Source organism: Pontibacter indicus, assembly GCF_900156345.1.
In the GTDB taxonomy this organism is placed as follows: Bacteria; Bacteroidota; Bacteroidia; order Cytophagales; family Hymenobacteraceae; genus Pontibacter; species Pontibacter indicus.
The window spans coordinates 92,802-117,486 of the sequence record NZ_FTPP01000003.1; the positions used below are offsets into that span (position 1 = coordinate 92,802).

At 53.1% G+C, this 24,685-nt stretch carries 13 protein-coding genes; 4 read left to right on the forward strand and 9 right to left on the reverse strand.

Annotated elements, in window-relative coordinates; genetic code table 11:
• Nucleotides 1-158: 158 nt before the first annotated feature.
• The 4 genes from B0B12_RS15235 to B0B12_RS15250 form a co-directional block, all read right to left on the reverse strand.
• Nucleotides 159-662, reverse strand: a complete 504-nt coding sequence (locus B0B12_RS15235; RefSeq protein WP_170871883.1) for a CHRD domain-containing protein — start codon at nt 660-662, stop codon at nt 159-161.
• A gap of 116 nt (nt 663-778) precedes the next feature.
• Nucleotides 779-2,086: a hypothetical protein gene (locus tag B0B12_RS15240; RefSeq protein WP_139337818.1), complete on the reverse strand. Its 1,308-nt coding sequence runs from the start codon at nt 2,084-2,086 to the stop codon at nt 779-781.
• Nucleotides 2,064-2,630 (reverse strand): RNA polymerase sigma factor, encoded by a 567-nt coding sequence (locus tag B0B12_RS15245; RefSeq protein ID WP_076670650.1) that lies wholly within the window; start codon nt 2,628-2,630, stop codon nt 2,064-2,066. The genes B0B12_RS15240 and B0B12_RS15245 overlap by 23 nt, the downstream gene beginning before the upstream one ends.
• Nucleotides 2,631-2,888: 258 nt before the next feature.
• Nucleotides 2,889-3,152, reverse strand: coding sequence for a CBU_0592 family membrane protein (locus B0B12_RS15250; protein ID WP_244554731.1), 264 nt, complete (start codon nt 3,150-3,152; stop codon nt 2,889-2,891).
• Between the two features lie 90 nt (nt 3,153-3,242).
• Between B0B12_RS15250 and B0B12_RS15255 the strand changes: the two genes are divergently transcribed.
• The 4 genes from B0B12_RS15255 (at nt 3,243) to B0B12_RS15270 (ending at nt 9,204) form a co-directional block, all read left to right on the forward strand.
• Nucleotides 3,243-4,127 (forward strand): LysR family transcriptional regulator, encoded by an 885-nt coding sequence (locus tag B0B12_RS15255; protein WP_076671303.1) that lies wholly within the window; start codon nt 3,243-3,245, stop codon nt 4,125-4,127.
• 146 nt (nt 4,128-4,273) lie between these two features.
• The gene (locus tag B0B12_RS15260; RefSeq protein ID WP_076670652.1) at nt 4,274-6,679 is read left to right on the forward strand and encodes a TonB-dependent receptor; all 2,406 of its coding nucleotides are present in this window, start codon (nt 4,274-4,276) and stop codon (nt 6,677-6,679) included.
• 22 nt (nt 6,680-6,701) lie between these two features.
• Nucleotides 6,702-7,922 carry a DUF4374 domain-containing protein gene (locus B0B12_RS15265; protein ID WP_076670654.1) on the forward strand — a complete coding sequence of 407 codons (1,221 nt, stop codon included), beginning with the start codon at nt 6,702-6,704 and terminating at the stop codon, nt 7,920-7,922.
• A gap of 73 nt (nt 7,923-7,995) precedes the next feature.
• Nucleotides 7,996-9,204, forward strand: coding sequence for a PepSY-associated TM helix domain-containing protein (locus tag B0B12_RS15270; RefSeq protein ID WP_076670656.1), 1,209 nt, complete (start codon nt 7,996-7,998; stop codon nt 9,202-9,204).
• An 81-nt stretch (nt 9,205-9,285) separates the two neighbouring features.
• Here B0B12_RS15270 and B0B12_RS15275 read toward each other — a convergent pair whose 3' ends face one another.
• The 5 genes from B0B12_RS15275 to B0B12_RS15295 form a co-directional block, all read right to left on the reverse strand.
• Nucleotides 9,286-10,218 carry a DUF808 domain-containing protein gene (locus B0B12_RS15275; RefSeq protein ID WP_076670658.1) on the reverse strand — a complete coding sequence of 311 codons (933 nt, stop codon included), beginning with the start codon at nt 10,216-10,218 and terminating at the stop codon, nt 9,286-9,288.
• A 271-nt stretch (nt 10,219-10,489) separates the two neighbouring features.
• Nucleotides 10,490-13,276 (reverse strand): outer membrane beta-barrel protein, encoded by a 2,787-nt coding sequence (locus B0B12_RS15280; RefSeq protein ID WP_076670660.1) that lies wholly within the window; start codon nt 13,274-13,276, stop codon nt 10,490-10,492.
• A gap of 379 nt (nt 13,277-13,655) precedes the next feature.
• Entirely contained in the window at nt 13,656-14,897 is a 1,242-nt protein-coding gene (locus B0B12_RS15285) for an OmpA family protein (RefSeq protein WP_076670662.1), read from the reverse strand.
• A 12-nt stretch (nt 14,898-14,909) separates the two neighbouring features.
• Entirely contained in the window at nt 14,910-15,905 is a 996-nt protein-coding gene (locus tag B0B12_RS15290) for a PorP/SprF family type IX secretion system membrane protein (protein WP_076670664.1), read from the reverse strand.
• Nucleotides 15,906-15,909: 4 nt separating this feature from the next.
• A complete protein-coding gene (locus B0B12_RS15295) occupies nt 15,910-24,258 on the reverse strand; it encodes an Ig-like domain-containing protein (RefSeq protein ID WP_170871884.1) in 8,349 nt (2,782 codons plus the stop codon).
• Nucleotides 24,259-24,685 lie beyond the last annotated feature (427 nt).

Consider the following 24,685-nt stretch of genomic DNA (forward strand, 5'->3'; position numbering starts at 1 on the left):
TCTGTAAGCTGTTGATCATTGTATGTTTAAATTTAATAAAAAAAGGTACAAAGATAAAATTCCTCTTGTTAAAGATGCCCGCCATACCTTTCCCGGCTTAGCAAGACATAATTGCCCGGCTGCCAGTGAGCAGAACAGCCAGGCAACATGTCATGCCCTTAGCGGGTAATCTGTCCCCGGATCTCGCCGTCAGGAAACTGAGCGCTGTGAATGTTCACATACCATTCCCCACCGAGCAGCTCGGCCTCCTGCGCTGCGGTGAGCGGCGGGGTGGATCTGATGATCGGGCTGTTGAAAGGGTTGGTACTGGAGTAAGGGTCGTTGCTGGTGCCAGGGTTAATCGGTATGGTAACCGGACCCGGCACACCTACGCCGCCTTTGTGAAAGTGCATGGCGGTTGGCGTGATTCCCTGAAAAGTGATCGTGTAGTTCATCACCTTGGTATCCATGTTATAAGTGCCCTTGAAAGTGCCCGTCGCCTGGGTCGTGACAGCCGGCACCTCTTCGGCACCGGTCAGCGCCACTTCTTTCAGGGCCACAATCTCGTTGCCGGGTATCACGGTGGTATCATCATCGTCGTCGTCGTCACAGGCAGTCATGATGCAGGTCAGGCTCAGCAGCGCGCCAAGCAGTAGTCCGGGATTGATTCGAAACGTTTTCATCTTCATTAAAAAATTAAGGAACTTGATTCAAAATGTAAAAGCATAGAGATTCTTCCTGACGCAGCCTGAGGCTCGTCATCGCGTGGTGTAGTAAACTCCCGTAGAATTTGGTGATGTTATTTTAAGGTATAGCCGGCCGTAAAAAACACTCCTGCACTGGTGAGCTTCACTCGCCCTTCGCCAATACTTGCCAGCGGTATCTTAACGAAGGGCTGCGCTCCGATCGTGATGGCAGGAGACAGTTGACGCGTATAGCCTACAGACAGATTCTGTATCCCGAACCAGTGTCTGTTTTTGTTGGAGAACTCCCGGGTGTGCTCGTAAGAGTCCCTTCCAGGGTAGTAATAGGTATAGGTGTATGCTTCGTTCAGCATCAGGTAGCTGGATAGCCCGGCCTGCACCGAAAGTGTGTTTTTGCCCCAGCCCAGCACCTGGTACTGCAGGTTGACAGGTATATCCAGCACCCGGCATTGGGCTGCGATTACATCCGGCAGCCGCTTGCCGTCCCAGTAGTCGGGGGAGGGTTTGTATTCTGCGGACGTGGCCTGGTAGCGTTTGTTCGCCCACACCGCGCCCGTCACGAGGCTCAGCCGACGGGTGATCGGCACACTCAGCAACACCCCCGCGTTGGCGCTCACCGCATCCCGGTGCTTGAAGCGCACGGTGGTAATATCCGGTGCCACTACCAGCGTAACACCGACACTGCGCAGAAGCACCCGCTCCCGCTGCTTCATTGCCTGGTTGCTATCGGCAGGTATAGGCGCTTGTTCAGGTATAGGGAGTGTCGCTTCCTGCCGGGCTATACCTGCAACTGGCTTCGGCTCAAGCTGTCGCGTCATGGGGATCACGGCCTCTACTGTTTGCAATGGCTCCTCTTCTCCGGCAAATCGGTTCGCAGGTATAGCAAGGGCAGTCAAAGCCGCGCGCTCAGGTATAGCGTGGTCCTCAGGTATAGGAGTTACAGGTATAGCATTGCGATCAGGTATAGCGTTGCGTTTCTGTACAGACTTTTCTGCAATGCGGTCGCCGGAACCTGGCTGCACGGCAGGGTATGGCGCAGTGGGTGAAGGTGGCTCCGGCAAGGTAGTAGACGCTGCCCCTTTGGCGTGATGTGATTCAGCAGCCACTTCTGATTCAGCAGCAAATCCTGGATTCTCTTTTCCTAGTTGTGCTGCAGGTATAGCAGCGGTTTCGGGAGGAGAAGCTTCTCTTTCCAGGAACATCCAGACAAGTCCTACCGCTACCAGCAAGGCCAGCAGCGCACCGGGCAGATAGCGCTTTATACCTGCCCCGCCACCCTGCGCCCCGTCCAGTTTCCGCTCCATCGCCGCCCACGCCTCTTCGTCGAAGGGAGGGTCGTAGTGGTCGGCTGATTTCCTGAACAGGCGGTCCAGCTCCTCGTCAGACATATTGTTTGTGCTCATCGATTTTGCTCCTTTGTAATGCCTCCCGCAAATTTGCCCGCGCCTTGGCCAGGTTCGACTTCGACGTGCCCACAGCTATACCCAGCGTCTCGGCTATCTCCTCGTGGGTATAGCCGTCGATGGCGTACAGGTTAAAGACAGTCCGGTAGGCCGGCGATAGCTGCTGCACCAGGGCGATCAGGTACTCGTAGTTGAGCTGCTGCTCCACATCAAACGGATCGGTGGCCGGCGCTGCCTGGTCGATGTCCTGCAGGTGATAGTTCTTCAGGTTGTGCCGGTAGTTGTCCAGGGCCGTGTTGATCATGATGCGCCGCAGCCAGCCTTTGAACGGCTTGGGCGGATGGTACTGATCCAGCCTGGTGAACACCTTCAGAAACCCGTCGTTCAGCACATCTTTCGCTTCTTCGGCATCCTGTGAGTAGCGGACACATACACTCATGGCGTAGCCGTAGAAGAGCCGGTAAAGCTCTCTCTGCGCCCCGCGGTCCTGTTTCAGACACTTGGGTAGCAACACGTCCAATACTTCGCCTTCTGTTTTGCTCACTGTTCCAGAATTTGCGCCCCCATCACGGACCAATTCTTAAAAGGGTTGCCTTGCGATGGAAAAAATCTGCACATCATTGCTCTATTTTACGTCTTCAACCATTTATGTATCAAGGCATAAGGCAGATAACCAAAGAACATCAGCAGGAGCAGGCAGGCTTATACCTTGGCAAAAAAAATCCCTGCAGCTTTTCGACTGCAGGGATCGTGTGTTTGGGGCAGCTGGATGGCTTTAGCAGCTAATGCCGCGGGGCTATACCTATAGGAAAGTAGCCCGCACCAGGGCAATGACGGCGACAAGCAAAAAGATGGTGTTGAGCACCGAGCTGGCATGCGCTTTCTTGGACACGGCGTAAAAGATCATGAACAGGCAGCCCAGGATGTTCATGCCCAGGTACTCGACCGACTGCCCGTGGGTGAACCCCATGCTGTTCAGGCTGAAGGCCGCCAGCGAAAAAAAAGCCCCTACCCAACCAATTGCCTCGCCCATGTATTTGCGTAGTATAGTCATCGTTTGTTCCATAGTAAATTGATACATGCAAAATAAACAGGTGGAAATGGGCTTAGAAATGCTTTTATTCGCTTGACTAATGCAAAAAACAAATCACAGCAGATGGAGCTACAGCAGATCAGGTATTTTTTGGCACTGGCACAGGAGCTGCACTTCTGGAACACGGCCGAGCGCATGTTCATCACGCAGTCTGCCCTCAGCCGGCAGATAAAGGCCCTGGAAAACGAACTGGGGGTGCAGTTGTTCGAGCGGAACAAGCGGAGCGTGAAGCTGACCGCGGCCGGTGCCTTTCTGCGCGACCAGTGGGCGCCGCTGCTCGACGAAATAAACCGGGTGCACCTGCAGGCGCGCAAAATACACGAAGGCGCATTCGGCACGGTTCGGATCGGTTACCCTGGCTCGATCGCCTATGGCTTCATGCCGGACCTGATCACCGGTATTTCCAAGGCCCTGCCCGAGCTGAAGGTGGATTTAGTGGAGCCAACCGACATTAGCTTTGAGCAGTTGTTGCTCGGCTACCAGATGGATATGGCCTTTAGGCGTGACCCCGCCCAAAACCCCGCGCTGCAGTCGGAGTTCCTTTACTCGGAGCCTTATGCGCTGGTTGTGCCCCAAAGCCACCGCCTCACCGAGCAAAACTTCACCGGTATGCAGGACCTGCAGCATGAAAAGTTCATCCTCTCCAACCTGGCGCAAACGACCTACTATACCGCAGGGCTTCGTCAGATCTTCGAAGACTACCGCATCACGCCGGACGTGCGCATCGAAACCGACTTCGGGGGCATGGTGCTGGGGCTGGTATCCAAGGGGCTGGGCGTGACCATTCTGCCTTACTCCTACTCGTTCAGCGACCTCCCCGCTGTTCGCTTCATCAGGTTGCCCTACAAAACGAACCTGTATGTGACCTGGCGCAGAAACGACAACAGCCCGGTGCTCAAAAACATCCTGAAACTGGTGTCGGAGTCCGCTAAAAACTACATGAACTGATAAAATTAATTGTTACAACAAGCTTGACCTATAACCTTTTAATACACTTTATTTATCTGTTTAGAATTATTCTAAATAATTTTGACCGTTAAATTTTCTGTCATAGCTTTGCCTCAGTTTATAATGATTCTAAATAATAAGAGGTATTGCGGCAGCTTCATAAAATCATCGGGTTTGCGCTAAGTCTATTGGTCCTGGCCAGCTTCAACAGCATAGTCTGGGCTCAGGAGTCAGGTATGGCAGGTGTAGCAGGGAAAGTGCGCACGGTTTCGGGAGAGCCCCTGACGGGCGTGAGCGTGGTGCTGCAGGAGGCAAAACGGGTGGCAGTGACCGATGCCTCCGGTAATTTTGAGTTAACGGGCCTTGCCCCGGGCGACTATACCCTGCAATTCAGTTTTATCGGATTCGAGACGGCGGAACAGAGTATCAGTCTCCGGCCCTCGCAGCGGCTGGAGGTAAACAGGCAGCTTCGTGAAAAGTCGTTTGAAATGAAAGGCGTGGAGATTATCGGCAAGTCCGCCACCCGGGAAGTGAATGAGCAGCCTTATGCGGTTACGGCCATCTCCACAAAAGAATTGCAGAACAGTACCTCCGATGCGAAAGAAGTGCTGAACCGGGTGGCCGGTGTTCGGGTGCTGGAGGAAGGCGGCCTGGGCTCGAACCTGACCTTTTCCCTGAATGGTTTTTCCGGTGATCAGGTCAAGTTCTTCCTGGACGGCATTCCGATGGACAACTTCGGCACTTCGCTGCAGATGAGCGATATTCCGGTCAACACCATCGACCGGATTGAGGTATACAAGGGCGTGGTGCCGGTCTGGCTGGGCACGGATGCATTGGGTGGTGCCGTCAACATCATCACCAACCGCAAAGCCAATTTTCTGGACGCCTCCTATTCCATTGGCTCTTTTAACACGCACCGCCTGTCGCTTAACGGCGCCTATACCAACCCGACCACCGGCTATACCTTCCGGGGCAATGTCAACTACAACTACTCCGACAACAACTACCGGGTACTGGTCCCGATCAGGCAAGGCAGCAACATCGTCGACACAACGGAGGTGGAGCGCTTCCACGATCGTTACCGTTCCGGCACTGTGAAGCTCGAAACCGGCTGGGTGAACCAGAAATTTGCCGACAACCTGTTGTTTGGGGTGATCGCCACGGGCAACGACAAGCAGGTGCAGACCGGCGCTACCATGAACAGCGTGTACGGCGGTATTCTGAGCAACTCCCAATCGGTGGTGCCTACCTTCAGGTATAGCAAAGAAGACCTATTGGTCGACGGATTGAACCTGAGCCTCTACACAGCTTACAACATCACCAAAAGTGAGGTGATCGATACGTTACGCGGGGTTACCTACAACTGGCTCGGAGAGGCTACCTATACGCCAGGCTCCAACAACGGCGAGCTGTCGCGCACCTTTACCAAGTTCGACGACAACGAATTCAACAGCCAACTCAATGCGGGCTATACCCTCAGTCCGAAGCACTCGCTGGCCTTCAACTATGCCCTGTCAGATTTCCGCCGCGAGACTTTCGATTCTGAGAATCCGGACCGGATAGAGAATCAGTTTCCGAAGTCGTTGACCAAACAGGTGCTGGGCCTGGCTTACAAGTTCGACCCGAACGAAAAATGGAGCACCACGCTTTTCAGCAAGGCTTATTTCCTGCATGCCAGAACAAGCAAGCTGTATGACTTTGCCCTCGAGACGCAACGAACCGAAGCGCTGGAGTCGAGCAAGCAGAACTTCGGCTACGGCCTGGCGACTACCTATTTCGTGCTGCCGCAACTTCAGCTAAAGGCGTCTTACGAGCATACCTACCGCATGCCCTGGGCCACTGAGCTATTCGGAGACGGACTCTTTGTACTGCCAAACCCAGATCTCGGACCGGAACAGAGCGACAACCTGAATGCCGGTGCAACCTACGGTTTCAAGCTGGGCAATGACCACCAGTTGAACCTCGAAAGCAGCTTCATCTACCGGGACGCAAAAGACCTCATCTACCAAGTGGTAAAGGTTGGTAGCCCGCTAACCAATTACGAAAACCTGAGCGAAACCCGCACGCTGGGCGTGGAAGGCAGTCTGCGCTACGGCTGGCGCGAAATGCTTCGCTTAGGAGGCAACTTCACGTTCCAAAACATCACCGACCAGGCTGAATTCGTGTACAACGAGTCTTATACCGGCACGGGTTACCAACGCAACTTCCAGCGCGGCTACCGGTTGCCTAACACGCCTTATATGTTCGGCAATGCCAATGCGGGCCTCACTTTCCGGAATGGGCTGGTTCCGGGGGCTGTCTGGAACGTCAACTATTTTTACAACTATGTGGAGCAGTACTTCCTGAGCTGGGCCGAGCTGGGCTCCCGCGACTCCAAGAAAGTGATCCCTACGCAGTCATCGCACAACCTCGAACTCTCCGGCAGCTTCCGGGAGGGCCGGTACAACGTCGCGATCGAGTGCCGGAACCTGACCGATGCCCTGCTTTACGACAAGTATTATCTGCAGAAGCCCGGCCGCGCCTTTTACCTGAAATTCAGATATCTCCTTTAATATTCACCTAAATACAAACCTTATGTTCTCCATTAAATACACCAGAAAACTGGTCTTGCCAGTGCTGAGCCTTTGCTCCGCTCTCCTGTTCTCCTCCTGCGACAGCAACGACGATAGCCCTAGCCCCGATGCTACGGAAAGTGCTTATGTGATGTCGCTTGCCGTGCAGGGCAGCGATGGTATTTTCAGCTACTATACCGTTCCCTTTAGCGACCTCATGACGGGAAGCCTTTCAGCCAAAGGACAAGGTATAGAGCAGTCGGGCTACTTCGACTTCACGCAAATCGGCAAAACCATCTACAGCATCGGCGGCCTGGATGACGTGAATGTGGTGGGTATCTCTAAAAATGAATCCGGTGAGCTGAAGCAGATCGGCAACGTCTCTTTCCCCAACAGCTTGTCAGACATTGTGAAGGCCGATGACAACACCCTGATCGGCGTGGAAATGGCCTCCACCTCCGACGTGATCAAGTTCCATACCATCAGCCCCAATACTGTAACGGTTACCAACACCAAGCAGCACCTGGTTTCTGCCATCACCAACCTCAAAGCGCCTTCCTACTCAGGTATGGCCATCAGCGGAAACTACCTATACCTGAGCTACTACATCAGCGACCCGACTACTTACGCAACACCGCATACGGACAAGGCACAGATCGCAGTGTTTACCTATCCGGGTCTGGAGTTTCAGCGCGTAATTGAGGATACCCGTACCGGCCCCATCGGTGGCTTTAACACCAAGTCAGGCCTGATAGAGGATGAGCAGGGAAATGTGTATGCATTGTCGCACACCAACCCGGCAAACGGCTACAGCCAGGTGACCAACAAGCCCGGTATTCTGCGCATCAAAAGTGGCGAAACTTCCTTCGACCAAACGTACTTTTTCGATGTTGACCAGATCACCGGAGGCAAAACCATTTCACACCTGAAATACCTGGGCAACGGAAAGGCCTTTGCCGAGATCAACACAGCCGCCAGAAATCAGCAGGCCGCCTGGACCGACGGACCATTGAAATCAGCCATCATTGACCTGAACAACAAGACGATCAATTACATCAACGGCTTGCCGGAGCACGCCGGCAATGGACGCCGACTGGCGGCACTGCAGGAGGGCAAATTTGTGTATATGGCTATACCTGAGGAAAGCAGTATTTTTGTGTACCGCATCGACACCGAAACCAACACCGCCACCAAAGGTGCTGAGGTGGAGGCTAACTTTGTGGCCGGCATTTCAAAGCTTTAACAACTCCCATACCTGCTCTGTCAGCACCTGACGGAGCAGGTATTTTCTTTTTAAACCTCCTTTACTGACCAAGATGAAAAGCAAGAAGAAAGGCAGCAAAAGTGTGCTGAGGCAGGTGAACGACTGGCTGCACCTCTGGCTTGGACTTACCTCGGGTATTGTGGTGTTCATCGTCAGCATCACGGGCTGTATCTATGTTTTTGAGCCGGATATAAAAGACGCGCTGGAGCCCTGGCGCTTTGTGAAGGCGCAGGACAAACCCTTCGTACCGCCCAGCCAGCTACTAGACACGGCGGAAGCCTACATGCCAGGCCAAAAGCCAACAGGCCTTACGTACAGCAACAAAGAGGGAGCCGCCGCAGTCGGGTACATGGGTAACGGAGAAGGAGACTTTACCGCCATCTTCATCAATCCCTACACGGGGGAGTTTCTCAGGAAGCAATCGCACGGTGATAGTGGGTTCGACTTCTTTCAATTTATTATAGACGGCCACCGTGCCCTGTGGCTGCCCTACGAGATCGGTCGCCCGGTGGTAGGTATAGCCACGCTCGTTTTTGTGCTCCTGCTCTTTACCGGCCTGGTGATGTGGTGGCCCAAAAAACTGAGCAAGTCTGAGCTCAACAAAAGCTTCAAAATAAAATGGAACGGCAAGTTTAAGCGCGTAAACTACGACCTCCACAATGTAGTGGGCTTCTACAGCCTGATCCTGGCTTTCGTGCTGGCTGTGACAGGCCTGGTCTGGAGTTTTGAGTGGTTCGGCAATGGGCTGTACTACCTCACTTCCGGCGGAAAAGAAAAGCCCGGCCACCACCATCCGCACTCCGACACCACCAAGGCAGGTATGTTTGCCAGCGACACCGTGTCGATGCTGGACAAAGCCTGGTACAAAACGCTGGCACTGGAGCCCGATGCACAGGGCTGGTACATGACCCCGATCCTGGAAGACGAGGAAGATGCCATAGAGCTGACGGCTTATCAAAATTTCGGGAGCTGGTATAACCGCAACGAATACTATTACGACCAGCATACCCTGGAGCCATACCGGGTGCAAGGCGACCGTTTCTCGGAGGCTAGCCTGGCAGACCAACTCGTGATGCTCAACTACGACATGCACGTGGGCATCGTTTGGGGGATGCCGGGCAAGATCCTGGCCTTCTTCATCAGCCTGATCTGCGCCAGCCTGCCCATCACCGGCTTCCTGGTATGGTGGAACAAAAAGAAGAAACCCAAGAAACAGGATAGTCTGGACAGGCAGCGATCTGCCAAAACTGCCCGGGCATAAGCTCCGAATCGTGTCCATTTAAAAACAGAAAAGGTCGCCTTTCAGCAAGGCGACCTTTTCTGTTTTCCCTAACAAAGCTGCTCAATGCGCTACTTTCTCGGCTGGTTTCTTGAATAGTTTCTTGCCCAGGTTGATCACCATGGCAATAACACCACCTAGCAGCAAGCCGCCCAGTGCCAGTACCAACACTTTCACAAACCAGGCCAGCGCAGGTATATCAGCAAGCGGCGCTTCGATCACTTCCAGCGGAAGGTGCAAGCCGTGTGCGATGATTTCGGCACCCACCCACAGCATAGCCGCTGTGCCCACATAACCCAATATGACAAGGAATTTCGGCATGGACTTGACGATGCTGCGCCCGATCTTTTGGGTGGTCGGGTGAAATTTATCCTGCGCCATGTGCACGCCAATGTCATCGGCTTTCACGATCAGGGCCACAAAGCCATACACGGCAACGGTAATGAAGACCGCCACGACAATCAGCACTACGACCTGATTTAGCAGCGGGCTCGTCGCCACGGTGGCGTAAGCGATGGCCATGATCTCGGCCGACAAAATAAAGTCTGTTCGCACGGCACTGCCTACGCGTTCTTTCTCCAGTTCCTCCGGCGTGATCACCGCCATTTCCTCGGTGGGTTCGTCGGTTGGCTCGTGGGTTTTGGTGAACATGGAGTGTACCTTTTCATAGCCCTCGAAGCATAGGAAGGCGCCACCCACCATCAGCAGGTAAGGTATAACCGCTGGCGCGAAGTAGCCGAGCACGAGTGCGGCTGGCCCCAGGAAAATAGCCTTGTTGATAAGTGATTTTTTGGCGATCTGGTAGATGATGGAGAGTTCACGTTTGGGATCGAGCCCCACCACATACTTCGGTGTCACGGCCGTATCGTCGATCACAATACCGGACACCTTGCCGGTTGTTTTTGCCACCTGCGTCGGTACGTCATCCAGGGTTGCCGCACTGACTTTCACCAGTGCCGCCACATCATCCAATAGTGCGAGTAGTCCTGTCGCCATTCTTTTTGTTTTTGTTTAGATTTTGTTTGTCCCACTTTTCTTTTTCAGACAAAGTGAAAACAGGGTTTAAATATAAAGAAATCGGATTGCAATCAAAGCTACTTAGTACGTTCGAAATTTTAAATGGGATGGTTTGGATGTAGAAAAGGAGGCCTTTGGAAGTTTAAGCTGCAGCACGTTCATTCCTTTATGACACATAATTAAAAATCCCGCAAAAAATAATTCTGCAGGATTTCTAATTATGAGCTCTGGCCGAAGCTGGCTATTTACCTTAAAACCGGAAAAGGGAGTTTTGCCTGCCACCTACTTTGCCACCAAAGTTGCGGATGTTGTAGGTAAAAGTAAGCATGCCGTGCCGGGTTAGCATTTCGGTCTGATAATCCTCAATCAGGTTTTCTCTTATAAACCTGTTGGCTGAAATATTCTGGTCTAGCAGATCGTAAACCGATAGTTTCAGTTGGGCGCGGTCGTCTTTCATGAACAGGAACGTCACCCCTGCGTTCAGCCTGCCATAGCTGTTCTGCAGGCCAGGCGCCACGTTGGAATTATACCAGTAGTCGAAAGTAGCTTCCCAGACAATTCTTTTCGGCATCCGCACCACAATCTCCGATTTGGAGGTTCGGGTGCTGACGCTTAAGTTGTTAAAGGCATTATTTTCGTACGTACTACGTCTGTGGCTCACATCAAAGGATTGGCTCAATTCCAGCTTATCATCCAGGTTCATCCTGGCCTCCATTCTAGGTCTGAAATTCCAGCTCTGGCTGAAGCTTCGGGAACCGTTTAACAATAGAAGTGATCTATCATAGCTAACCAGCATGTTGCCTCCGATCGAAAACTTATTCTTGTCGTACTTAAAGTCTTTCATCAACCCTCCGCTTCCATTCAGCATCCAGTTGCCGTCTGTGTTAACAGGTCTGCTAGTCTGCACACCGTTTTCATCAATTGTTCGGGCTCTGGTTATGAAATTGTTACGGACAGTACCGTACACGTTAGCATTATAGGTAATGGATTTCTTATTGTCGAATTTCCTGTAGTTCATGCTAAGCGTATTTGCTACCGTGGGCTTCAGGGATGGATTGCCATAAGAAATAAACAGCGGGTTTGTATTATCCACTACAGGTTGCAGGTGGGCTGCCGAGGGCTCCTGCAGATTGACATTATAGCTTAAATAGAATTGCTTCCAGTTTAAATTGAGGTTAGGAAATACATAATAGTAGTTCTGCTTAATGTCGGGGATAATCTGAAACCTGTTGTTGATGTTTAAGGCAGTGAAGCGCAGACCAGGCTGAAGCGTTACATCCTTAATCTTCCATCGAAGGCCTGAGGTAAGATAGTTCCGCCATCCGCTTCTATCTAGTCCGTTCGACTGCCCCTGCACAATCGTGTCATATTCTCCGGTTTCGGGATCTGCCAGGTACGTGGCTAACACATTGTCATTGTTAAAATACTCTGAATTGAGCGTGAAGGTAGCGCTTACGGCCTGGCTGAGCGGCTCCGTGTACGAGAGCGTATTGTATACCTCGAAGTCGTTCTGATCAGTATTTCGCAACTGATCAAGTAGCGTTGCGGTTGGGTCGGGCTGGTAAAAAATGTTTTCCGCTTCGTTAATTTGGTCCTGTAACAAAGCATACTGGTTCATTCTGCTGAATAGTGTCAGTCGCCTTCCTTTCTTTTCGAAGCTGCGTTCAAAACTAAGGATGTTGCCAAAGCCCATGCCCTCTCCGTTTATATTTTCTTCATTGGTACTTTCATTCAGTCGGTTTCCGCTGTGCCGGAAGGTGTTCGTATAAACGTTTTGGTTCGCGTTCTGGTAAGAGAACTGAACACTTGGATTTATACTTAAGGTAGTAAGGGGGCCGAGTTTCCACTCAATCTTTCCGCCAATGCGGTGGCTTTCGCTTCTGCTGATTTGCCTTCTGTTTCTACGGCTGTTGAGCGTGTCACTTTTCAGAAACTGCTCTGAATTGACCACCTGGTTCAGGTCTTCTCTGCTGTCGCCAAAAAAGTACTGCAGGTTCACTTTAGTGCCGCCTTTTGTCACCGTGTTAAAGTTGGCGCCTCCACCCGAAGACTGTTGTATACCCTGGCCCATCCCTCCAAAAGAAATTCCGTTAACCCTGACTCCTCCCTCACTTGTCATCCCAATACTGTTAAAGCCGCTACGGGCAAAACCTCCAATTCTCCTGATGTCTGCAAAGTCAAACCCGGCCCTGTTAAGGTTATTGGAGAACCCAATTATACTTACCTGCGAGGTGTCGCGGAACATATTGACAATACCCCCCACTTCATATCTTTCTTTTGTGCCTGCACCGCCATAAACTTTGCCGAAGAGCCCTTTCTTAATTCCTTTTTTAAAGGTCAGGTTAATTACCTGCGGAATTTCCATATAGGGCATATCGGGGTCGCGGCGTAGTGCTTCCGTGTCGTTCATGACCTGTACCTTGTCGATCACATTTGCCGGCAGGTTGCGTGTCGCTATTTTAGGATCGCTGCCAAAGAACTCTTTCCCATCCACAAGTATCTTCTGTACTGACTTGCCATACACCATGATGTTGCCCTGCTGATCGACCGAAACACCTGGCAGTTTGCGTAACAGGTCTTCCACTAGTGCGGTGGGCAGGGTTTTGAAGGAGGAGGCATTAAATTCAAGTGTGTCGTTCCTAACCAGAACCGGGGGAGTTTCAGCCACAATCAGCACCTCATTGAGCAGGTTAGCCGACTGCTCCATGTTGATGACACCAAGGTCGAGGGATGCCTGGTCCGGTGTAAGCTTGAATTCTTTTCTGTATACCTTAAAGCCCATCATGGTAATCACTACCCGGAACTGCTGGTCCACAGGAAGACCGGGTACACGGAAGCTGCCTTTCTCGTCACTCATCCTGTATGTTACCATCACGGTGTCTGCGGCTGTATAAACGGCAACTGTGGCGTAAGGGAGAACACCTTTGGATGTTTCATCAAGGAGTAGGCCTTTCAATTCCCCTTTCTGGCTTTGCGCCTTCAGTTCCGGAATAAAAAACAGGAACAGGAACAGACCGGAGAGCAGCATGTATTTCATAGCGAATGGGTTATTTTGCTTTGCGGGCAGACAGAAATCTGCATACAAACTTTACCGCAGATCTATTGGCAACCTAGAAAGTACTACAAAATACATAAATTTTATATATACTAAAAATTAGATATTGAAGCTTTGCCTTTTGGGAGCGGGTAAATTGAAGTTTTCAACGCACAAAGTTTGTCCATTACAGGTATAGAGGTTTTTTCAAGTATAAATCTGATCCGGAAAGAATTTACTCTTCCTGCTTGTGTACGCTGCAAGGATTCTGCGAAAGAACAATCTTTTTGAGGCAAGCCGTGTCACATAAAAAAAGCAGGAGGCTACTTCTCTGAAGCGTAACCTCCTGCTTTCATAACCTGCTAGAGAAAATAATGAAGTGCTATTGCAGCAGGTATAGCTCCGTCTTGCGGTGCGCTTTGCCCTTGCCCGGCAGTACTTCCCCCTCTATCTCTACCTGGAAATTCTTGGCTCCAAAGTAACGCTGAATGTACTCTTTCACACTCTGGGCACGCTGCTCACTCACCCGCTGCTTTGCCGCAGGCTCCCCGTAGCCGTCCGAATAGCCTTTGATGACAAAACTAGTCCCGTCCGGCTGCTGACGCAGGAAGCGCGACAAACCGGCCAGTTCACTCAGACTCAGGTGCACGCGGTTGAATTCGTTATATAGTACCAATGATGGGCTCGCGGCCCGCGTGGCTTTGGCTTTGACAGGCTCTTCAGCAACAACTTTGGACTCACCTGAAGTAGCCTCTTCCAGCGCGATCTGCTGCGGCACCTCTTCTACCTCTGGTGCTGAAACAGGTTCATCAACAGGCGCTGCGACTGCTACAGCAGGCAAATCGCCCAGCAGGTAGGCAACATAGCGCGGCTGCTCCTTGGCAGTGCCGGTGACCCATAAGGTATGGTCACCGCTTTTCCTGAAGTAGGCATTGTAGTTCTCTTTTTCGTTCACCACACCAGTCAACCGCACGGCTGCCCCCGGCTGTCCATCACGCAAAGCGGCCCCGTAGATGTAGGCTGTCTCCCCCTCCTGGCGGGAGAAATACAGGGAGTCTTGGCGCACGAAAGGAGCGAACTCCGCCTGGTTGGAGTTCACCTGCTTGCCCAGATTGCGCGGGCGCGACCAGGACTTGCCATTCCACTCGCTCAGGTATAAGTCGTCATAGCCCTGCGATCCTGCCAGTTCGGCGGCAATAAAAAGTCGGCGTTGGTCTTCTGTCAGGTATAGGCCCAGGTTGTAGGAGTGGTTGCGCATGTGGGGTACAGGAATTTCCTCACCTTTTACAAACTCGCCGTTTGTCCAGGTATACTTCGTGATCCGCTCATCTCTCCTGCCCGACTTGTGGTAGACGAACACTTCGCCCGCCGACAGGTTGCCACCCACTACAGCGTTGATGTGGCCAGCGTTCAGGGCAGTGGCCCGCTCTGTGGTCTCCGTCTCGCCAAGTTGGGCGGTATAGAGGTACTGACCGCCGTCCTCTTTTTTGGTGACGAGCAGCAAGTCCTCTCCTACCAGCGCCACGCCGGCCATTTCAGCGTTCGTCTCCTGAAGTTTTGTCTGGGCCTGTCCTACGGTCAGGGTCCCTAAAATCAATCCGATGGTGTATACAATCTTCTTCATGTTCGCTTCGCTTTACCAGATGGTTACTTGTCTGCCGTACTTCGGGTATTTCACCGGGATCAGGTTATAGGTGAGGGAGATCTCATTCGTGCTCCTGCTCACGTGCCGGGCGTTCTGAATCGGAATCTCATAGGCATAGCCGATGCGGAACTGATCCAGGCGAATGCCTGCCGTGGCGCTCCAGGCCAGGTCCTGCCGGTAGCTGCCTCCCAGCCAAAACATATTCTGGTAAATGGCCTTGAGTTGTAGCTCAGTGCTTTCCTTCAGCTTGTTGTCGTACTGTAGCATGGCATTGGCTACCAGACCAAATTCATCAGAGATCGCCGTGCGGTAGCCGGCCTGCACGAGGTGCTTGCGGGTATAGAGGTCCTGTAAAAACTCGTCTCCACCCGACACAATGCCTCCTTTGGTCACGTCCTGCATCGCATACCCAATGTAGAAGTTATCGGCAGTGAGTGTCCAGCCCAGGTTCAGGTCGAGTTTGCCCTGGCGCAAGCGTTGGCCCAGTACCCCCTGAAACTCCGGATCGCTTTCGTTATCCACCGTGAGCTTGTTACCATCGAGGCGCTGGGCATTGTACACGACAGCACCGCCCCAACGCAGGCTCAGCCTCTCAGAAAGACGCACACGCGAGGCATAGCTCAACTGCACCTGGCTTTCGGAAAAAGGCCCGAACTCATCCTGCAACACCGCTACTCCAAAGGCATGCTTGGCACCCGCCTGGCGGCTGTAGAAATCATCCTGCCGGGTGCGGAGCAGATCGCTCTTCTTCCAGGCAGACACGTCGGCCAGGTCCAGCTCGGCGGAGGCAAAGTAGGTGCGCGGAGCTCCCTCAAAGCCCGTCCACTGGTTGCGGTGGAAGCCCTTGAGCATGGAGCCCTCGTAACCGGTCAGTGAGGGGTTGTAGTATTGCTGAAACAGCTGAAAGTTGGCAATGTGCTTTCTGTTCTGGGCATTGGCACCCAGAACAGAAGCAACTAATAGTATAGATAAGATTAACTTTTTCATTTGATTACTTGCTAAGGATTGTCACCACACCTCTTTTCACCCAGTTGATGTCCTTCACCTCCACCGTGAAGAGGAAGGCACCTTTCAGGATCTGTCCGTTCGGGCCTCGTCCGTCCCAGCCCTTCTCCGGATCATTCGTCTCAAACACGCGCACACCGGAGCGGTCGAACACCTGAATGTAGACCTCGTTGTAGAAGCGGAGCTCCGGGATGGTCCAGTTATCGTTGATGCCGTCGCCGTTCGGAGAGAAGGCGTTGACGATCTTGAGCTGGTCCACGGTGCGGTCGTATGCCTGCTTGGTCAGGGTGAAGGCACGCTCGATCGTGTTCAGGTATGGGTCGGTGCTGCGCACGCGGATGGTGAAGGAAGTCATACCTGAGAGGCCGTTGTTCGACTTCAGGTATACCTGGTCGTCCCGAATCTCGAAAAGTGCGTTGTGGGCATCACCCTCGCCGCTTACCAAGGTATAGACAAACTCGGTGTCGTCCGGGTCAGTGGTAGTCAGCGTACCGATCACCTCTGCTGCCGTAGCATCTGGTTTGAAAGTGGTGGCGCTGAAGGCAAGTGCGGTCGGCACTTTGTTCGGCTGCACTTCCACAGTTACTTTGGCCGTCAGATTGTCCAGGTTGGTCGTCATCTCAGCCAGCTCCAGTATACCGGTCAGCACATAAGGTCCGGCCTTGGTGCCGTCGTAGTTGCCGGCTTCCCAGCGTACTTTCACTTGTGCTGTCTCGCCGGTCGAGTAGGTTACCGCGACAGTGGCTGGCAGTTGAATCTGCTCAAACTTTGTGCGGATCGGAACCTGGATCATGGCTGGCTCTGTTACGGAAGCGATGTTGCGGGTAATCTTCACTACCTGCGCCGTTACTTCCGCTCCTTTATTTCCGGCCTTGTCCGTCAGATATAGCTGCACCGTCAGCGTGCCATCCTTCAGTTTCTCCAGGTCAAGGTTTGCGATGCTGACACGCTCCCCTGTCACCTCTCCCGTGCCGGTCACTTCGGTGCTTTCTTCGCCGCTTGTGATGCGGTAGGTATAGGCGGTGCCCGGTTCGGCTCCGGTGAGCAGCAGCGTGATCGCCTCAAGGTTCGACACATCCACGCGGGCAGCGCTCCAGGCTACGGCGTAGCCGGCAGGAGCCGTGCCGTCATAAGTCAGGGAGAGCACGTTGGAAGCTGTGTTGCCGTTCGTAGCCGCGTCCGCAACCTTGTTCTCGGCGATCGCGATGCTTACTTCTCCGTCAAGGGTTGGCGTTACCAGAACGCTATACTTGGTCTCACTTACTTTGGTCAGGTCAGCAGCTGTGCCGTTGGTGATGGTGAAATCTGCCAAAGCAAAACCTGTTACCGGCTCGCTGAATGTGATCGTCACAGGTATAGCGGCATTGGTCAGGGCCGGAGCCGTGGTGGCCAGCGTGACTGCCGGTCGGGTTTTGTCATACTGCAGGCGCAGCGTGTTGGAAGCCGTATTGCCGTTGCCGGCGTTGTCTTCTGCCACATCCGCAGCAACGCTTATAGTTACTTCTCCTTCAGCAGATGGCGTGATGGTGGCAGTGTATACCTTGCCAGCTGCAGTAGCTGTCAAGTTCGACACAGTTCCTCCAGCTACCGCGATGTCTGCCAGGGCGAAACCGGACACCGTCTCGCTAAAGGTAAACACGACTTCGAAGGCAGCATTAATCGGGCTATTAGCTTCAGTGCTCAGTACCAGGGTTGGCTTCGTAGCGTCGTATATTCTGGTTAGTGCATCAGCCTTCAGGTTACCGTTTCCGGCAGCGTCACGGGCTACGTCAGCCGCCACGGCTATACCTACTTCGCCGTCCGCCTGTGGTGTTACCAGGGCAGTGTATACCTGCGCAGACACTTGCGTGAAGGCAGAAGCAGCGCCATTCGTAACGGCGATATCCTGCAACTCAAATCCTGTCACGGCTTTGCTGAAGGTAAAGGTCATCACAAATGGGGCCTTCACCACTTCAGCCGCCGTCGTGGACAGTACCAGCACTGGCTGGCTCACATCGTAGCCTATCTGCAGTTGGTTAGATGCCAGATTGCCGTTACCAAACGCATCCTGCGTCACGTTCTCAGCCACGGAAACTGTCACCACACCATTTGCACCTGGAGTAACAAGAGCCGTGTATACCGTAGCGCTTTCTTTAATCAGATTAGAAACGCTTCCGTTCGCTACCGTGATGTTGTTCAGCTCAAAGCTTTCCACAGACTCCGAGAAGGTGAAGCGCACGGTAAAGGCGGTATTGACAGGGCTCGTCACCGCTGTTGCCACCGTCACGGCTGGCCTGGTAGTGTCGTAGAGCCGGGTGATCTGTTCGGAGGCCAGGTTCAGGTTACCGGCTGCATCCTGCGCCACACCGGCAGCAATAGATACGCGCACTTCCCCGTTCGCTTGCGGTGTGATCTGCAAGGCATATTCCTTGTCACCTTTCACTTCAAAGTTTGTCACCGTACCGTTTACAACCGTTACATCAGCAGCTGTGAAGCCTATTACCGTTTCGCTGAAGGTGACAGTTACCTCGAAGGCAGTGTTCAGCTTCTCAGGTGCGCTGGAAGCCAGTACCACGGTTGGTTGTGTTTTGTCAATGTTCAGTTTCAAGGCTGTGGCTGCTGTATTGCCGTTACCGGCCGCATCGCGGGCCACATTCTCCATCACGCTGACGATCACTTCTCCTTCAGCAGTTGGTGTGATGCGTGCGGTGTATACCTGCGCAGAAACCTGCGTGAAGGCAGCCGCCGCACCGTTGCTTACTGCAATGTCTGCTACTTCAAAACCGCTCACTTCCTTGCTAAAGGTGAAGGTTACCTCAAAAGCAGCATTAGTCGGGCTGGTCGCTTTAGTTGAAAGGGCCAGTGTCGGTCTGGTCGCATTGAAGGTTCTGGTCAACGCTGCTGAAGCCGTGTTGCCATTGCCAGCCGCGTCCTGGGCTACATTAGCCGGCACCGAAACCGTCACTAGTCCATCTGCCAGCGGGCTTACCTCTACGGTGTACTGCATGTTATCCGTTGTGGTCAGACCGGAGAGTGTGGCATTTGCCACTGTTAGATCCTGTACTGTAAGCCCTGTCACAGGCTCGGTGAACGTAACGCTCACCTGGAAGGCCCTGTTGATCGGGTTCGGGGCAGTGCTTGCCAACACCACAGCTGGGCGGTCGGCATCGTATACCCGTGTGAGTGTGTTGGAAGCCAGGGTACCATTCGAAGCCGCGTCGGCCGCTGCATTGGCAGGCACCTGAACTGTCACTTCACCGGCTGCCACAGGCGTTACCAGCGCGCTGTAGCGTCGGCCGTCCACCTGGCTGAACTGAGAAAGCGTACCGTTGGTCACTGCTATACCTCTCGCAGCAAAGCCTGAAACCTCTTCGCTGAACTCGAAAGTAACAGAGAAGGCGCTGTTAACAGGATCGGAAGCACTTGTGCTGACAACCACAGCTGGTCGCGTGATATCATACTGTCGGGTCAGGATATTGGAGGCGGTACTGCCGTTGCCGGCACCGTCCTGGGCTGCATCGGCCGCCACAGCTACGCGCACTTCACCCTCCGCAGCAGGTATAACCCGCACGGTATAGGTTCTGGCATCGACTACTACGAAATCAGCGGCTGCGCCATTGGCAAGGGCAATGTCACCGATAGCGAAACCGGTCACATCCTTGCTGAAGGCGAAGCGCATGCTGAATGGCGCGTTCACCGCAGCAGGTGCTGTAGAGGTCAGCAACAGCGTAGGCTTGTCTGTGTCGAAGGTTATTCTGAGCACGTTGGAGGCCAGGTTCTGATTACCTGCTGCGTCCTGCGCTTTATCTGTCGCCACGCTTACGGTTACTTCGCCATTTGCCGCCGGTGTAATGCGTGCACTGTAGCGCAGGCCGTCGGTTGCTACCAGATTGGAGGCTGTGCCGTTTGTAACAGTAATATCCGTCAGGTCAAAGCCACTCACTTCCTCCGAGAAGGTAAAGGTTACGTCAAAAGGAGCGTTGGTCGGATTGGCTGCTGTGGTGGCTAGAGTAAGCGCCGGGCGCGTATGGTCATACAGTGTCGTGATGGTGTTGGAGGCAGCATTCAGGTTGCCCGCTACATCAACTGCCACACCGGCTGCCACGCTTATTCTTACTTCTCCCTCCAAAGCTGGAGTTATGGTCGCCTTGTATACCTTGTTATCCGCGGTCACCAGGTTGGAGGCCGTGCCGTTCACCACTGTCAGGTCTGCTATCGTGAAACCGGTTGCGGCTTTGCTGAATGTGAAGGTTACCTCGAATGACTTGTTGGTGGCAGCCTGCACATCGCTGGAGAGCGTGAGCGTGAGCGGCACGTTGTCCAGGATGATCTGCGCCTCCACCGTACCGATGTTGCCGGCACCGTCGCGCAGCTGGGCGTATACCTGGCGGTTGCCGTTTCCGGCAGGCAGCGTCCAGGATTGGCTCGCTGCAAAGGACTGCCAGGCGCTCCAGGTGGTGTTATCGTTGGAGAAACGCATGCTGGCCACGCCGGTCAGGACATCGGTTGCCGAAATGCTCAATGTAACTTCAGGTGAGGCAGTATGGGTGGCCCCACCGTTGATGGCGAGCGTTCCGGTCGGCGCTGTTTTGTCGAAGGTAACGCTGCTGCTGTTGGTGGTAGCGCTGACAGCAGTACCCGCGTTGCCAGCCAGGTCCCGGTAGTTGATGATGAACGGCACAACGCCCTCGCTGTTGGCAGCAGTTAAGGTATAGGTCGCGCGGTACTCCAGGCCGGAAACATTCACTACTGTTGCCGCATTGCCGGCAATGAGCACCGTTGGCTGAATGGCTTCGCTGGCTACAAATTGCAACGTGATCACGCCCCCTACTTTTGCTACTGCCGGATTGCTATTGTTGGAGGCTATGCTGACAGACTGCAGGGTTGGAACAACGGCATCCACGAGCACGCCCGTGGTAGCAGGCATCTCATCAAACATCAGATCATCGGCGTAGTTACCTGCCAGGTCGGTGATGGTGAAATTTCCAGCAGGCGGTGTGCTACCTGCCATCGGTCTTGGGCCGGGGATGAGGTTTTCCGCCGTCATAATCAATGGCGCTACCTCAATTCCATCCATGTCCAGTTCTCCCTCCTGCACGGTATAGCGGAAAGAAATCTGCTCAGTGCCGCTTCCCTGGTTGTACAGGGCCAGCACTATTTTTTCACCTATCTTAAGCGGAATAAAAGGATTTCCGTCCGCAGGTGGTTCTGGCAGCTCCAGTTCCGGCTCGCTCGTAGCCCTGGCGCTCAGCGGGCCGAATATGGGACCTGCCTCGCGGAGTTCTACTTTCTCACTGAAGCGCACTGTGAAGTCCAGGTGCTCGCCCTGCTTGTAGATTTTATTCGCTGGCACCGTCAGTCCCGTGATAAGAGGACGAATACCGTCCACACGCACATTGCTGCGTGATATAGGGAACGTTGAGCCAGTGCTCAGTGCATTGCCTTGCACATCGGTCGGCGTCGAAATGTCCGATTTCAGGGCCAGCACTTCCAGGCCAGTCCCCTGCTCACCTTCCTGCACCGCATAGGCATAATAAGCAGCGTTTTCATAAGCCCAGTCCAGAGTAGCCTTTCGGATTTGCGTTCCCACCCGAAGTTCAAGGTATGAGCCCTGCGTGCGCTGCATGTTTTCGCTAAACGCTACACTAAACAGCAAGTAGCGCTCCCGCTCCAGGTTATAAACACCGTCGTTTGGAAGGGTGATAGACGTAATGGTCGGCGCAACGGCATCTACTAAAACACCGGCTGTTGAGGCCACCCCGTTCAGCGACAAGACAGCTGCATTGCCGAGCGCGTCAGTTATTGTTCCGCTGTTCAGTGCAATGGCAGCCGACAGTGTGATGCCATCTGTATCTTGCTCGCCTGGCTGCACGGTATAGCGGAAACTCAGCGCTGTCGAACCGGAGCCGCTCACATAAACCGCCTGGCGAGAGGTAGCGCCTACGGTAAGGCCAAGTGCTGGAGTTCCGTTCTGTGTATTTACTACCACGGCTTCACTGAAGTTGATCGTAAAATCCAGGTGCTGACCTGCGCTGTAGGTGGCATTGGCAGGTACAGAAACGGAGGTGATAACCGGGCTGGTAGTATCTATTGTATAAGTCTGGCCAGCAGTATAGCCTCCGCTGAGCCCGTTCCCAACCATATCCGTAATGCCGGTCCCGCTTGCATTCATATCCAGACGCAGGGTGCCGCTCCCGCTTATGTCGGAGACAGTTACCTGGTATCGCTCTCCCGAGCCGCTTACACTTGTTAAGATTCCTGTTGCCGTTCCTGTACCTGTCAGGGTGAAATCACCTGCCCCTAAGCCCGTGACAGACTCGCTGAAGGAAACCAGGAAGGTAACAGTGTTGGCGCTGGTAGTTTCGGTTGTCGGGTTGTGGCGGGTGATACCCGTTACGGCTGGAGCCGTCGCGTCTACCGTCCAGGTATAGGAGGCGGGAGTAGGATCCACATTTCCGGCTGCATCCATGGCCCGGATCAGCACGTTGTGCGTGCCTCCGCTTAATCCTGTCAACGTAAGCGATGCACTGGCGGTGATAAACGAACTGCCATTCACGCTTGCCTGGAAGGTAATGCTAGTTTCGTTGCTTGTGAAGGTAAAGGTGGCGCTCGTGGCGTTTGTAACAGCAGCCGGGCTACCGGTTATGGTCGTGTTAGGGGCCGTTGTATCAATCGTTACAGTTAAGGCGGCTGAAGCAGGGCTTTGACTTCCTGTCCCATCCACCGCTTTTGCTGTCATGATATGGGCCCCATCTGCCAGGGTAGTAGTTGTAATTGACCAATTACCAGCGCCATCAGCAGTGGTAGTACCAACCACACTACCACCGGAATACAGGGTGACGGTATAACCAGCCGTCGCCGTTCCGGAAAAAGTTGGCGTGTTATCGCTCGTGATGTTATCGTTGTTGCTGATACCGGTATCGCTGGAGCTTAGCAGGTCCGGCACTGAAGGGGCGGCCAGCTCAACGATCGTTACATTGACAATAGCTGTATTGGAGACGGTTGTTCCGTTGCTGACCCTGTAAGAGAAATTGTCAGCGCCAACCGCATTGGTATTGGGTGTATAGGTGAAGGTTCCGTTGGCATTGAGTACGAGCGTGCCTTTGGATGGCCCAGTAACCAGGCTATAACTCAATGGCTTACCCTCGGGGTCGCTACCTGTCAGTTTACCAGCGTAGGCTACGTTCTTTTTGGTGATAAAATCACCGGCAGTTGATGCCACTCGGGCAGTTGCCAAATCCATGTTTTTGAGTGTGCCATGGTTTGCGTTTGCAGTTGCATCGTACGCGATAGTGCCTGATGTCTCGTCGAAGCGCCAGTAACCTGCCAGCCCCGCTTCGTTGCCGTTCAGGGTAGTGGCGCCAAGTGTTTTGATTTCTTGTGCAGTCAGCGCCTTTTGCCAGAACGATACGTTGTCTATCTGACCGTTGGCAAAGCCACCGTCTGCATTTATCACAGTACCAATGCGTATGGGTGCACTGGATGCTGATGATGTAAAGTTTACTCTATCTGAGCCAACTAATACGCCGTTGGCATAGATTTCCATGCGGCGCTCACCATTAACGTTGCGCCTTACAGTAGTTACCTGTACCCACTCTCCCAGTTTATAAGCCGTTCCAGTACCGAGCCAGGTCCAGCCAGTGCCATGTTTATCGATTCCGTAGATGAAAATACCGTTTTCTGCCGTCAGCCAGAACTGCATATCGCCACCACCTGAGGGTCTGTTAAAAAGACCGGCTCTGTTCATACTGTTTGCCTTGAACCAAAGCGAAACAGTAAACTCTGTTTCAGAACTGAACTGGTTGGAAGGTTGGGACGGAATCTCTACATAATCGTTTACACCATCGAACTGAAGCGCATTGACATACCCAGCCACAGGGGGAGCCGATGGTGCAGCAGCCCGTGTTATGGCAACTGTATAGGTTTTAGTGCTTCCGTTTTGGGCAGTGACAACAGTAGTAATGGTGTTTGCCCCTACATTCAGATTTATTGTTCTGGAGGTAGCGCCACCATTCAGCACTGCTCCGTTGACACTCACAGTCGCATTGGCATCTGACTTGGTGGGGGTAACTGTAACCGATGTTACAGCATTGGCTACACTTGCCGTATAGCTAAGCGTATTGGCATTGAATGCCGGTGACAAGGTAGTGCCTGAGAGAGTCAGGTTGGAGAGATTGGCATTACTGGATAAGGCAGTTCCGACAGGACCTACTACCAGGTTGTCGAGGTTTAAGGTATGGAGCCCTGAAAAGTAGAATGTTACTGAGCTAACCTCCACATCTTTTGAAAGCACCAGCCCCTGTCGGTTTCGATCATTAAAAATCTCCTGCGGCAGGTTGCTTCCTGAGTATGTCACTGTCAGGTGAGGTGGTTTATAAGATACCCCATCGCTGAAGCAATCGTAACTCAGCCAAAGTCCATAAAATTTGAAATTCTGGTTGTCTTTGCGTTCGATGGTGACATAGCTATCTGCCGCCGTATTGTAATACAGGCTGGCACTGCCATTTGCCCCACCACTGCCCCTGTTTTCCCAGCTACTGTTTCCACCTTGGCTTAGCTCATAGTCTACTCCTCCAATGCTAATGGTGGCAGTGATATTCCATGGCCAATCTTGTGTTTTACCACTTAGGGCTGCAGGAGTGGAAAAATCGTGGGTGTACTGGGTTTGGGCATGGGCAACTTGTGCCAGAGAGAGCCCCCCTAAAAAGAACAAAAGCCATGACAGTCTTTTCAAATAAGATTTGAAAACGTCATAGCCTGTACCGCTCCTTTGCGAGCTGGAA